This is a genomic window from Streptomyces sp. NRRL S-455, from assembly GCF_000717875.1.
GTDB lineage: Bacteria > Actinomycetota > Actinomycetes > Streptomycetales > Streptomycetaceae > Streptomyces.
On sequence record NZ_JOCT01000003.1, the window covers coordinates 209,022 to 220,656 of the forward strand.

Annotated in this window: 13 protein-coding genes and 5 tRNA genes; 3 read left to right on the plus strand and 15 right to left on the minus strand. The window is 69.1% G+C overall.

From position 1 onward, the window contains the following. Positions 1-4 precede the first annotated feature (4 nt). Complete coding sequence (locus tag IE97_RS0105040; RefSeq protein WP_030231755.1) at positions 5-1,015, minus strand: NAD(P)H-dependent glycerol-3-phosphate dehydrogenase; 1,011 nt, start codon at positions 1,013-1,015, stop codon at positions 5-7. Continuing rightward, on the minus strand, positions 1,012-1,797 hold the full coding sequence (locus IE97_RS0105045) for a lysophospholipid acyltransferase family protein (protein WP_030231756.1): 786 nt from the start codon (positions 1,795-1,797) through the stop codon (positions 1,012-1,014). The genes IE97_RS0105040 and IE97_RS0105045 overlap by 4 nt, the downstream gene beginning before the upstream one ends. 159 nt (positions 1,798-1,956) lie before the next feature. Here IE97_RS0105045 and cofC point away from each other — a divergent pair, with 159 nt between their 5' ends. Further along, a complete protein-coding gene (cofC, locus tag IE97_RS0105050) occupies positions 1,957-2,595 on the plus strand; it encodes a 2-phospho-L-lactate guanylyltransferase (protein WP_030231758.1) in 639 nt (212 codons plus the stop codon). A 9-nt stretch (positions 2,596-2,604) separates the two neighbouring features. Then, positions 2,605-2,808, plus strand: a complete 204-nt coding sequence (locus tag IE97_RS0105055; protein WP_030231765.1) for a hypothetical protein — start codon at positions 2,605-2,607, stop codon at positions 2,806-2,808. Between the two features lie 71 nt (positions 2,809-2,879). Here the strand turns inward: IE97_RS0105055 and IE97_RS0105060 are convergent, their stop codons facing one another. The 4 genes from IE97_RS0105060 to leuC form a co-directional block, all read right to left on the minus strand. Continuing rightward, positions 2,880-3,521: an HU family DNA-binding protein gene (locus IE97_RS0105060; RefSeq protein WP_030231767.1), complete on the minus strand. Its 642-nt coding sequence runs from the start codon at positions 3,519-3,521 to the stop codon at positions 2,880-2,882. 142 nt (positions 3,522-3,663) lie between these two features. Continuing rightward, positions 3,664-3,888, minus strand: coding sequence for a hypothetical protein (locus IE97_RS0105065; RefSeq protein WP_030231772.1), 225 nt, complete (start codon positions 3,886-3,888; stop codon positions 3,664-3,666). A 276-nt stretch (positions 3,889-4,164) separates the two neighbouring features. Continuing rightward, on the minus strand, positions 4,165-4,758 hold the full coding sequence (leuD, locus tag IE97_RS0105070; RefSeq protein WP_030231775.1) for a 3-isopropylmalate dehydratase small subunit: 594 nt from the start codon (positions 4,756-4,758) through the stop codon (positions 4,165-4,167). A 5-nt stretch (positions 4,759-4,763) separates the two neighbouring features. Then, complete coding sequence (leuC, locus tag IE97_RS0105075) at positions 4,764-6,194, minus strand: 3-isopropylmalate dehydratase large subunit (RefSeq protein WP_030231780.1); 1,431 nt, start codon at positions 6,192-6,194, stop codon at positions 4,764-4,766. A gap of 197 nt (positions 6,195-6,391) precedes the next feature. On the opposite strand from leuC, the gene ndgR reads away from it, so the two are divergent. Continuing rightward, positions 6,392-7,108, plus strand: coding sequence for an IclR family transcriptional regulator NdgR (ndgR, locus tag IE97_RS0105080; RefSeq protein ID WP_030231787.1), 717 nt, complete (start codon positions 6,392-6,394; stop codon positions 7,106-7,108). A 187-nt stretch (positions 7,109-7,295) separates the two neighbouring features. Here ndgR and IE97_RS0105085 read toward each other — a convergent pair. The 9 genes from IE97_RS0105085 to IE97_RS41935 form a co-directional block, all read right to left on the minus strand. Next, positions 7,296-7,368, minus strand: a tRNA-Glu gene (locus tag IE97_RS0105085). Between the two features lie 28 nt (positions 7,369-7,396). Further along, positions 7,397-7,468: transfer RNA gene (locus IE97_RS0105090), tRNA-Gln, on the minus strand. 20 nt (positions 7,469-7,488) lie between these two features. Beyond that, a tRNA-Glu gene (locus IE97_RS0105095) sits at positions 7,489-7,561 on the minus strand. A gap of 40 nt (positions 7,562-7,601) precedes the next feature. Continuing rightward, positions 7,602-7,674: transfer RNA gene (locus tag IE97_RS0105100), tRNA-Glu, on the minus strand. Between the two features lie 20 nt (positions 7,675-7,694). Beyond that, positions 7,695-7,766, minus strand: a tRNA-Gln gene (locus IE97_RS0105105). Positions 7,767-7,856: 90 nt separating this feature from the next. Further along, positions 7,857-8,588, minus strand: a complete 732-nt coding sequence (locus IE97_RS0105110) for an HAD family hydrolase (RefSeq protein WP_030231791.1) — start codon at positions 8,586-8,588, stop codon at positions 7,857-7,859. Between the two features lie 145 nt (positions 8,589-8,733). Beyond that, a complete protein-coding gene (gene gltX, locus IE97_RS0105115; protein WP_030231794.1) occupies positions 8,734-10,218 on the minus strand; it encodes a glutamate--tRNA ligase in 1,485 nt (494 codons plus the stop codon). Then, on the minus strand, positions 10,211-10,987 hold the full coding sequence (locus IE97_RS0105120) for a fumarylacetoacetate hydrolase family protein (RefSeq protein WP_030231795.1): 777 nt from the start codon (positions 10,985-10,987) through the stop codon (positions 10,211-10,213). Before IE97_RS0105120 ends, gltX begins: the two co-directional genes overlap by 8 nt. Before the next feature lie 172 nt (positions 10,988-11,159). Further along, on the minus strand, positions 11,160-11,351 hold the full coding sequence (locus IE97_RS41935) for a hypothetical protein (RefSeq protein WP_158708241.1): 192 nt from the start codon (positions 11,349-11,351) through the stop codon (positions 11,160-11,162). Positions 11,352-11,635 lie beyond the last annotated feature (284 nt).

Sequence of the window (11,635 nt, forward strand, 5' to 3'; positions counted from 1 at the left end):
TCGCTCAGCGTCGTTCGGGCTTCGCGCTGCGCGACATCAGCTCCTTGAGGGCGACCACCGGAGGCTTGCCGTCGTGCACGATGCCGACGACCGTCTCCGTGATGGGCATGTCGACGCCGTGCCGACGGGCCAGATCCAGCACCGACTCGCAGGACTTGACGCCCTCCGCGGTCTGCTTGGTGACCGCGATGGTCTCCTGGAGGGTCATGCCCTTGCCGAGGTTGGTGCCGAAGGTGTGGTTGCGGGACAGCGGCGAGGAGCAGGTGGCCACCAGGTCGCCCAGGCCCGCGAGTCCGGAGAAGGTCAGCGGGTCGGCGCCGAGCGCCATGCCGAGCCGGGTGGTCTCGGCGAGACCGCGCGTGATCAGGGATCCCTTGGCGTTGTCGCCGAGGCCCATGCCGTCCGCGATGCCGACGGCCAGCCCGATGACGTTCTTGACCGCGCCGCCGAGTTCGCAGCCGACGACGTCGGTGTTGGTGTAGGGGCGGAAGTACGGCGTGTGGCAGGCGGTCTGGAGCCGCTGGGCGACGGCCTCGTCGGTGCAGGCGACCACGGCGGCGGCCGGCATCCGCGCGGCGATCTCGCGGGCCAGGTTGGGCCCGGTGACGACGGCGATCCGGTCGGGTCCGACCTTGGCGACGTCGTCGATGACCTCGCTCATCCGCATCGCGGAGCCGAGTTCGACGCCCTTCATCAGTGACACCAGGACCGTGCCGGGCGCGAGCAGCGGCGCCCAGTCGGCGAGGTTGCCGCGCAGGGTCTGCGAGGGGACCGACAGGACCGTGAAGTCGGCGTCCGCGGCGGCTTGTGCGGGGTCCGTGGTGGCCCGCACGTTCTCCGGGAGCTCGACGCCCGGGAAGTAGTCGGGATTGGTCCGGGTGGAGTTGATCGCCTCCACCAGTTCCGGGCGGCGCCCCCACAGGGTGACCTCGCACCCGGCGTCGGCGAGCACCATGCCGAAGGCCGTGCCCCACGAACCGGCGCTCAGGACCGCCGCCTTGACCGGCTTGCTCACTTGCCCAGCCCCTCTTCCTGCACGGTCTGCCCGGATTTCTGATGTGTCTGCGCCTGGGTGCGGCGCCGCTGTTCGATCCGCTCCCGGCGCGGGTCGTAGGGCGTCTCGGGAGCCTTCTCGCCGCGGATCTCCTCCAGCTGGCGGGTGATGGCATCCATGATGACCTCGGTGGCCTCCTTCAGGAGCTCCGCGGTCATCTCCCGGTCGTAGAACCGCGTGAGGTCCACCGGCGGTCCGGCGAGCACCCGGTGCGTCTTGCGCGGCAGCAGCTGCGGCTTCTTCGAGTACGGCGGCAGCAGCTCGTTGCAGCCCCACTGGGCGACGGGGATGACCGGGCACTTGGTCTGCAGGGCGACGCGGGCGGCCCCGGTCTTGCCGGTCATGGGCCAGCCGTCCGGGTCGCGGGTGAGGGTGCCCTCGGGATAGAAGGCGACGCATTCACCGCGGTGCACGGCGTCGATCGCGGCCCGGAAGGCGCTCAGCGCGTCCGTGCTCTCGCGGTAGACGGGGATCTGCCCGGTACCCCGCATCGCGGCGCCGACGAACCCCTTCTTGAAAAGCCCGCTCTTCGCGAGGAATCGCGGGACGCGCCCGGTGTTGTACTGAAAGTGCGCGTAAGCGAAGGGGTCGATGTGCGAATTATGGTTCACCGCGGTGATAAATCCACCCTCGGCCGGAATGTGCTCGATTCCGCGCCAGTCCCGCCTGAGCAGAACCACCAGCGGCGGTTTGCAGATCACCGCGGCGAAGCGGTACCAGAAGCCGATTCTGCGGCGGGGCACGCGGACACCTTCCTCTAGGGCCTGGAGCGGGGGCCACCCGGGGGCCGCACAAGTGTCGCCCCGGGCCGCCGGTCTGTCGAGAACACCGTACGCCCCGGCACGCCGCCCACCCGAGGCCCCGGGTGACAATGGCCGCGACAAGAGAGGGACGGAACATCTGTGCAGTGGACCTTGGTCGTACCCCTGAAGCCCCTGGCCCAGGCCAAGAGCAGACTCGCGGACACCGCGGACGACGGGCTGCGGCCGGACCTGGCGCTCGCCTTCGCCCAGGACACGGTGGCGGCGGCGCTGGCCTGCCCGGCGGTGCGGGATGTGGCAGTCGTCACGGACGACGCCCGGGCGGGGCGTGAGCTGGCCGCACTGGGCGCCGCGATCATCCCGGACGAGCCGGGTGACGGCCTCAACGCCGCCCTCGCACACGCGACGAGGGTCGTACGGACCGCCCGTCCCGAAAGTCCGGTGGCCGCGCTGAACGCCGATCTGCCGGCGCTGCGCCCGCCGGAATTGTCGCGGGTGCTCGACGCGGCCGTGGAATTCCCGCGTGCTTTTCTCGCCGACGCGGCAGCAATCGGCACGACTCTGCTGGCTGCCGCTCCGGGCCGGGAATTGTGCCCGGCGTTCGGCACCGATTCCCGGTCCCGGCACCGTGCCTCCGGGGCCGTGGAACTGCCTCTCGCCGCCGTGGATTCGGTGCGCCAGGACGTGGACACCGGCGACGACCTGCGCAGCGCGCTGGCCCTGGGGGTCGGCCCTCATACGGCCGCTGCCGCCGCGCGGTTGCTGATACCCGGGCAGTAGGCTGCGGCCATGCAGGCGACCGCGTACACGTACGACCCCGAGAGCCGTAGCGGGCAGGTGCTCCTGGACGACGGCACCCCGGTGCCCTTCGACACGGCCGCGTTCGACGCGGGGGGCCTCAGACTGCTGCGCCCGGGTCAGCGGGTGCGGATCGAGGTGGAGGGCCCGAAGGACGCCCCCCGGATCACTCTGGTGACCCTGCAGACCCTCTGACCACTCCCTGAACACACCGCGGGCCGGACTCCGTACGGAGTCCGGCCCGGCGCGTGGGTACGCCAGCGCCCCTACTTCTTGCGGGCGGTGGTCTTCTTCGCGGTGGTCTTGCGCGCCGTCGACTTCTTGGCGGGCGCCTTCGTGGCGGTCGCCTTCTTCGCCGGGGCCTTCTTGGCCGTGGTCTTCTTCGCGGCGGCCGTCTTGGCGGTGCCCGTGGTCTTCTTCGCGGGCGCCTTCTTCGCCGTGGTCTTCTTCGCGGCCGCCGTCTTGGTGGCGGCCTTCTTCGCCGTCGTCTTCTTGGCGGTGGTCTTCTTCGCCGTCGTCTTCTTGGTGGTCGCCTTCTTCGCGGCGGCCTTCTTGACCGTCGCGCCGGCGCCGCCGGTCAGGCTGCCCTTCGGCGCCTTCTTGACGGAGACCTCACCGCCACGCGGCAGCTTCTTCGAGCCGCTGACCAGGTCCTTGAAGCCCTGGCCCGCGCGGAAGCGCGGAACGGAGGTCTTCTTGACCCGAACCCGCTCGCCCGTCTGCGGGTTACGGGCGTAACGCGCCGGACGGTCGACCTTCTCGAAGGAACCGAAGCCGGTGACGGAGACCCTCTCACCTGCGACGACCGCGCGGACGATGGCGTCCAGCACATGGTCGACAGCGTCGGCGGCCTGCTGGCGGCCACCCATCTTGTCGGCAATCGCTTCTACGAGCTGCGCCTTGTTCACGTCTTCCCCTTCGGAGACATCGCCAGAACGAAAGTGTTCAAGCTTTTTCGCACGTTAGGCAGATATATACCGCAAATCAAACACGAAACGGGCTTCTCACCCTTGTGCCGCAACGAACTCAGCGGTGCCGTCCGGTTCGGCGTTACTCGTCGGGGAGACGTCCCTCGTCGAGGTCCGCGGTGAACCGCTCCAGTCGCCTTGCCGCGTCGGCGAGATCGTGCTTGGCCGCGGCCGTAATGACCAGCAGCTTCCGGGTCAGCGCCATCCGTACGCCCTCCGGGACTTGCAGTGCGCGCACCCTGGAGTGCGCTTCCTTGAGTTGGTCCGCGACCGCCGCATAGAGCTCGAGTTGGCCGTCGTGTTCCATGCACAGATTGTGCCATCTGGGGCGAGTTGTCGCCTGCGCAGGGGACAACTGCCGCCGCCAACGGCCGTCCGGGCCCACCCGGGAGTCGTGGTTGTACATCTCGCGTACCCCGACAACCACCTGCTTAACGTGGGAAGTTGACAGTGCCCGCCGGCTGGGGCAGGGCCGTTCGGGTGCAGACAAAGCTGTACCCCCGATCGGGCCGATCGGGGGTACAGAGGGGGTGCTGCGGTGGCCGAAAGTCGCCTTGTCAGGCGTGGCGGGCCGTGCTCCGGATCAGAGCTGGAGCGTCCGCGGCTTGAAGGCGGGACGCTTCGCCTCGTACGCGGCGATGTCCTCCTCGTTCTGGAGGGTGATCGAGATGTCGTCGAGGCCGTTCAGCAGCCGCCAGCGGGAGTTCTCGTCCAGCTCGAAGGAGGCCGTGATGCCCTCGGCACGCACCTCGCGGGCCACCAGGTCGACGGTGATCTCGGCCTGCGGGTTCTTCTCGGTGAGTTCCCACAGCGCGTCCACGATCCTCTGCTCCAGAACGACGGTGAGCAGACCGTTCTTGAGCGAGTTGCCGCGGAAGATGTCGGCGAAGCGGGAGGAGATCACGGCCTTGAAACCGTAGTTCTGCAGCGCCCAGACGGCGTGCTCGCGGGAGGAGCCGGTGCCGAAGTCGGGGCCGGCGACCAGGACGGTCGCGCCCTGCCGCTCGGGCTGGTTGAGGACGAACGACGCGTCCTTGCGCCAGGCCTCAAACAGCCCGTCCTCGAACCCGTCCCGCGTGACCTTCTTGAGCCAGTGGGCGGGGATGATCTGGTCGGTGTCGACGTTGCTGCGGCGCAGCGGGACGGCCCGGCCGGTGTGGGTGGTGAAGGCTTCCATGGTTCTCAGACTCCAGCGGGCGCAGGGGTGTCGGCGGTGGACAGGTCGGCCGGGGAGGCCAGGTGGCCCAGGACGGCGGTAGCGGCCGCGACCTGCGGCGACACCAGGTGCGTACGGCCGCCCTTGCCCTGCCGGCCCTCGAAGTTGCGGTTGGAGGTGGACGCGGAGCGCTCACCCGGGGCCAGCTGGTCGGGGTTCATGCCCAGACACATCGAGCAGCCCGCGTGTCGCCACTCGGCGCCCGCCTCCTTGAAGACGACGTCCAGGCCCTCGGAGACGGCCTGCAGACCGACCCGCGCGGAACCCGGGACGACCAGCATCCGTACGCCGTCGGCGACTTTGCGGCCCTTCAGCAGCTCGGCGGCGGCGCGCAGGTCCTCGATACGGCCGTTGGTGCAGGAGCCTACGAAGACGGTGTCCACCTTGATGGAGCGCAGCGGCTGTCCGGCCTCCAACCCCATGTATTCCAGGGCCTTTTCGGCGGCGTGGCGCTCCGATGCGTCTTCGTACGAAGCGGGGTCGGGGACGGACGCCGAAAGCGGTGCGCCCTGGCCGGGGTTGGTGCCCCAGGTGACGAACGGCGACAGTTCGGCGGCGTCGATGACGACCTCGGCGTCGAACTCGGCGTCCTCGTCCGTCCTGAGCGTCTTCCAGTACTCGACGGCGGCGTCCCAGTCCGCGCCCTCGGGGGCGTGCGGGCGGCCCTTGAGGTACGCGAACGTGGTCTCGTCCGGGGCGATCATGCCCGCGCGGGCACCGGCCTCGATCGACATGTTGCAGATGGTCATGCGGGCCTCCATCGAGAGCTTCTCGATGGCCTCGCCGCGGTACTCCAGGACGTAGCCCTGGCCGCCGCCGGTGCCGATCTTCGCGATGATCGCGAGGATCAGGTCCTTGGCGGTGACGCCCTCGGGCAGTTCGCCGTTGACCGTGATCGCCATGGTCTTCGGGCGGGACATCGGCAGCGTCTGGGTGGCCAGCACATGCTCCACCTGGGAGGTGCCGATGCCGAACGCCAGCGCGCCGAAGGCGCCGTGCGTGGAGGTGTGGGAGTCGCCGCAGACGACGGTGGTGCCCGGCTGGGTCAGACCCAGCTGCGGGCCGACCACGTGCACGACGCCCTGCTCGACGTCGCCCAGCGGGTGCAGACGCACGCCGAAGTCGGCGGCGTTCTTGCGCAGCGTCTCCAGCTGGACCCGGGAGACCGGGTCGGCGATGGGCTTGTCGATGTCGAGGGTGGGGGTGTTGTGGTCCTCGGTGGCGATGGTGAGGTCGAGGCGGCGCACCTTGCGGCCGCTCTTGCGGAGGCCGTCGAAGGCCTGCGGGCTGGTCACCTCGTGCAGCAGGTGCAGATCGATGAAGAGAAGGTCGGGCTCGCCTTCCACGCGCCGGACGACATGGTCGTCCCAGACTTTCTCCGCGAGTGTCCTACCCATCGCTGTTCCCTCCGGCCGGCGACGATCCGCCGGCCCAACTAGAGATCTTGAGGAGGCGGGCCCCACGCCCCTGGATTCCGGGCATCCGCCGCCAGGCCCGTACGTCACGGGCCGTTGTGACTTCGTGTCTTCCAGAGTGGCGGGTTCCACGAGAATTTGAACTTGCGTTTCACAGAGTGAGACGCGAGTATCGTTTCATGGACAACAGTAGCGGCGTCGGCGTTCTGGACAAGGCGGCCCTCGTCCTGAGCGCTCTGGAGTCCGGTCCGGCCACCCTCGCGGGCCTGGTCGGCGCCACCGGACTGGCACGACCCACGGCCCACCGCCTGGCCGTGGCGCTGGAACACCACCGCATGGTGGCGCGCGACATGCAGGGCCGTTTCATTCTCGGCCCCCGCCTCGCGGAACTGGCCGCGGCAGCCGGTGAGGACCGTCTCCTCGCCACCGCCGGCCCCGTGCTCACCCACCTCCGTGACATCACGGGCGAGAGCGTGCAGCTCTATCGCCGCCAGGGCGACATGCGCATCTGCGTCGCCGCGGCGGAGCGCCTGTCCGGACTCCGGGACACGGTCCCGGTCGGTTCGACGCTCACGATGAAGGCCGGTTCCTCGGCACAGATCCTGCTGGCCTGGGAGGAGCCGGAGCGGCTGCACCGGGGCCTGCAGGGGGCGCGCTTCACGGCGACAGCGCTGTCGGGCGTAAGGCGCCGGGGCTGGGCCCAGTCGATCGGCGAGCGCGAGCCGGGGGTGGCGTCCGTCTCCGCACCGGTGCGGGGGCCGTCGAACCGTGTGGTGGCGGCGGTGTCGGTGTCCGGGCCGATCGAGCGCCTGACGCGGCACCCTGGCCGTATGCACGCGCAGGCCGTGATCGACGCGGCTGGGCGCCTCTCCGAGGCACTTCGACGCACCGGCTGAACCGACTTGATCGTCCTTGGGGAGAGCAGGCCTCAACGCCGCGGCAGGCTTTCCCCGACCAGGCGCCGCGAGAGGGACGGTTTCGTCGTCGCGCGCGGGCCGTCAGTGGCTGATCGCGCAGTTCCCCGCGCCCCTTCAGGGCATACGCAGAAGGCCCCTCACCGAGGTGAGGGGCCTTCGTCATGTGTACCCCCGACCGGATTCGAACCGGCGCTACCGCCTTGAGAGGGCGGCGTGCTAGGCCGCTACACAACGGGGGCGTGGACACTGCGTTTCCGCAGGTCCGAGCTGGTCTACCTGGACTCGAACCAAGACTAACTGAACCAGAATCAGTCGTGCTGCCAATTACACCATAGACCAATGTGGTTTAGACCAGTCAGTACCCCCGACCGGATTCGAACCGGCGCTACCGCCTTGAGAGGGCGGCGTGCTAGGCCGCTACACAACGGGGGCCCTAGCAGTCCCGAGATGATCGTCGATCACTCGGAACCAGTACCCCCGACCGGATTCGAACCGGCGCTACTGCCTTGAGAGGGCAGCGTGCTAGGCCGCTACACAACGGGGGCATGCAGATAAGCTCTGCGAGCTGGCCTACCTGGACTCGAACCAAGACTAACTGAACCAGAATCAGTCGTGCTGCCAATTACACCATAGGCCACTGGAACGCAAGCCCCGGCGGGGGATCTTGTTCTAGTAGTGCGCCTGGGGTTTTCTGCCTTCCGGCCCGCCCCTCGGCGCAGGAAGAACATTACCCGAAGGTGGACGGGGCTCCAAAACGACTATCCGCGCCGAGCAGAGACGGCAGTTCGGCGAGGGAGGCGATGCGGTGCGGCCCGGTGGGCGGGTCGATCGTGGCGTACGCGCCCCCGCGGTCGATCCAGACCGACAGCAGCCCCGCGTCCGCGGCACCCCGCCCGTCGATCTCCGGGTGGTCGCCGACGTACGCGACCTGGTGCGGAGCGAGGCGGAGAGCTGCGCAGACGGCGTGGAAGGCGCCGGCCTCCGGCTTGGAGACGCCGAGCTCGGCCGCGCAGAGGATGGCCTCGAAGCGGTCGTGGACGCCGAGAACGCGCAGTTTGCGGTCCTGGACGTGCAGGCTGGAGTTGGAGAGCACGGCGTGCCGGTGGCTGACGGCGAGGGTGTCCAGGACGGGCAGGACGTCCGGGAAGAGGGCCCAGACCGCCTCGTAGTGGGCGATGTACCGCTCGAACCACGCGTCGGTCTCGGCGTCGGTCAGCTCCTGGCCCAGGAACGCCCGTACACGGTCGCGCCGCTGGGCCTCGAAGGTGACCTCGCCGGCTGCGAAGCGGGCCCACTGCAGATCGGTGATCTCCCGCCAGCGGGTGATGGCCTGCTCGACGGTGCCGTAGTCGTCGAGCAGGCCCTCGGCCGTGAGGTGGGCGCGCATACCGAGACGGTCGGCGGTGGTGTAGTCGAAGAGGGTGTCGTCGACGTCCCAGACCACGGCTTGGATGCTCATGGTCCGACCGTACCCACCGGTGGCATGCAACGTCCTCTCCGGAGGCAGAAGTTGGCCGTGAGGGGAACTCCGGTTGACGGCTGGGGGACACGGCGAGGGCGGCGCCCGGACCGGACGCCGCCCTCGTGATCGGTGCTCTCTCGCGTTACGCGGCCAGCTTCGCCAGTGCCGCGTCGATCCGGGCCAGGGTCGTCTCCTTGCCCAGGACCTCCAGGGACTCGAAGAGCGGCAGACCGACCGTGCGGCCGGTGACGGCGACGCGGACGGGGGCCTGGGCCTTGCCGAGCTTGAGGCCGTGGGCCTCGCCGGCGGCCAGGACGGCCTCCTTGAGCGACTCGGCGGAGGTCCAGTCGGCCGCCTCCAGCTTCTCCCGGGCCGTACGCAGGAGGGCGTCCGAGCCCTCCTTCATGGCCTTCGCCCAGCTGGCCTCGTCCTCGACCGGCTCCGGCAGGAACAGGAAGTCGACGTTGTCGGTGATCTCCGACAGGACCTTGAGGCGGGTCTGCGCGTGCGGCGCGATGGCCTGCCACTTCGCCTCGTCGAAGGCCTCCGGGGCCCAGGGGGCGAACGGGGCCTGGAGCCACGGGCGGCAGCGCTCCGTGAAGTCCTTCACATCCAGCAGGCGGATGTGGTCGCCGTTGATGGCCTCGCACTTCTTGAGGTCGAAGCGGGCCGGGTTCGGGTTCACGTCGGAGATCTCGAACGCGGCGATCATCTCGTCGATACCGAAGACGTCCTGGTCGGCCGAGAGGGACCAGCCGAGCAGGGAGAGGTAGTTGAGCAGGCCCTCGGGGAGGAAGCCGCGCTCCCGGTAGAGGTTGAGGGACGACTGGGGGTCGCGCTTGGAGAGCTTCTTGTTGCCCTCGCCCATCACGTACGGCAGGTGGCCGAAGGACGGGATCTCCTTTGCGATGCCCAGCTCGATCAGCGCCTTGTACAGGGCGATCTGGCGGGGCGTGGAGGAGAGCAGGTCCTCGCCGCGCAGGACGTGGGTGATCTCCATCAGGGCGTCGTCGACCGGGTTGACCAGCGTGTACAGCGGGGCGCCGTTGGCGCGGACGATGCCGTAGTCCGGGACGTTCTCCGGGGTGAAGGTCAGCTCGCCGCGGACCAGGTCGGTGAAGGTGATCGTCTCGTCGGGCATGCGGAAGCGGACGATCGGCTCGCGGCCCTGGGCCTTGTACTCCTCGACCTGGGCGTCGGTCAGCTCGCGGCAGTGGCCGTCGTAGCCGGAGGGCTTGCCGGCGGCGCGGGCGGCCTCGCGGCGGGTGTCCAGCTCCTCCTGGGAGCAGTAGCAGCGGTAGGCGTGACCGGCGTCGAGGAGCTTGGCCGCGACGTCCTTGTAGAGGTCCATGCGCTGCGACTGGCGGTACGGCGCGTGCGGACCGCCGACCTCGGGGCCCTCGTCCCAGTCGAAGCCCAGCCAGCGCATCGAGTCGAGCAGCTGGGTGTACGACTCCTCGGAGTCGCGGGCCGCGTCGGTGTCCTCGATACGGAAGACCAGGGTGCCCTGGTGGTGCTTGGCGAACGCCCAGTTGAACAGGGCGGTGCGCACCAGGCCCACGTGGGGGTTTCCGGTGGGCGACGGACAGAAACGGACGCGTACGGGGGAGCCGGGTGCGCTAGCCACGCTTGACAACCTTGTTGGTGAGAGTGCCGATGCCTTCGATGGTGACGGCGACCTCGTCGCCGACGTTGAGGGGGCCGACCCCAGCCGGGGTGCCCGTGAGGATCACGTCGCCGGGGAGCAGCGTCATGGCCTCGGAGATGTTGACGATCAGGTCCTCGACGGAGTGGATCATCTCGCTGGTGCGGCCCAGCTGGCGCTGCTGGCCGTTGACCGTGAGCTGGATGGTCAGGTCGGAGGGGTCGAGGTCGGTCTCCACCCAGGGACCGAGCGGGCAGGAGGTGTCGAAGCCCTTGGCCCGGGCCCACTGCTTCTCGCGCTTCTGGACGTCGCGGGCGGTGATGTCGTTGGCGCAGGTGTAGCCGAAGATCACGTCCTTGACGCGTTCGCGCGGGACCTCGCGGCACATCCGGCCGATCACCACGGCCAGCTCGGCCTCGTGGTGCACCTCCTCGGAGAAGGAGGGGTACTGGATCTCGTCGCCGGGGCCGATCACCGAGGTGGACGGCTTGAAGAAGGCGAAGGGCTGCTCGGGGACCTCGTTGCCCAGTTCCTTCGCGTGGTCGGCGTAGTTGCGGCCGAAGGCCACCACCTTGTTGGGGAGCACCGGCGGCAGCAGCCTGACCTTGCCGACCGGCACCTTCGTGCCGGAGAGCTCGAAGTCCGCGAACGGGATGCCCTTGATGATGTCCAGGACGAGCTCGTCCTGCTTCTCGCCCTCGATCGCGCCGAAGGCGACGTTCCCGTCGATGGAGAATCTGGCGATGCGCACGGGATGCTTGGCCCCTTGACTGAAGCGGCTGGAGTCTGACGCTCCAGGCTAACGCGGGGAGGTGTCCGCACCGTGCGCATTACGGGGGGCGCCCACCGTCGCCGGGGACGCCCCTCGATCTTCGTGTCCCGCCGCCTGAGCATCCGGCGGCCGGCGCGCGTACTGACTGATGTCACTCCGCGGCTGCGGCGGCCGCGACAGGGATCTCCATGAGGACGGTGCGCTTGGGGTTGGCGGTCTGGGTGGGGAGTGCGACGGGGTGCTCCGGCTGCTCCGGCGTCTGCAGTTCGTCGGCGTCGTCCAAGTGCGCCAGCGTCGTGCGTCGCGGGTTGGCGATCTTGTGGAACATCGTCGTCGTCTTCACTGTTTACTTGACCCTGTTCTGTGACGGGCGCCGGAAGGGCACGTAGGGCCCGGACCGGCGCGGGTTGTCGGTTTTGCCAACTCTGTAAAGCGTCAGGCTAAACACGGGATTCCCGGCGTAATCGCGAGGAGAGCAAGATCGGCATGTGAGTTTTCTCACGAATCAGGGGGCGAATCGGTCAATCCGGACCCGCGCTTCAGGTCAGCGAAACGGACATTGACTGACTGAAGCCCTCATTCCGCTCCTGATCATGGCGACTGGGACACCCGTCACGGCCAGGCAAC

Coding starts and splice junctions, on each gene's coding strand:
- IE97_RS0105055 (WP_030231765.1), top strand. CDS start 2,605: ATGCAGGCGACCGCGTACACGTACGACCCCGAGAGCCGTAGCGGGCAG.
- IE97_RS0105065 (WP_030231772.1), bottom strand. CDS start 3,888: ATGGAACACGACGGCCAACTCGAGCTCTATGCGGCGGTCGCGGACCAA.
- leuD (WP_030231775.1), bottom strand. CDS start 4,758: ATGGAAGCCTTCACCACCCACACCGGCCGGGCCGTCCCGCTGCGCCGC.
- leuC (WP_030231780.1), bottom strand. CDS start 6,194: ATGGGTAGGACACTCGCGGAGAAAGTCTGGGACGACCATGTCGTCCGG.
- ndgR (WP_030231787.1), top strand. CDS start 6,392: ATGGACAACAGTAGCGGCGTCGGCGTTCTGGACAAGGCGGCCCTCGTC.
- IE97_RS0105110 (WP_030231791.1), bottom strand. CDS start 8,588: ATGAGCATCCAAGCCGTGGTCTGGGACGTCGACGACACCCTCTTCGAC.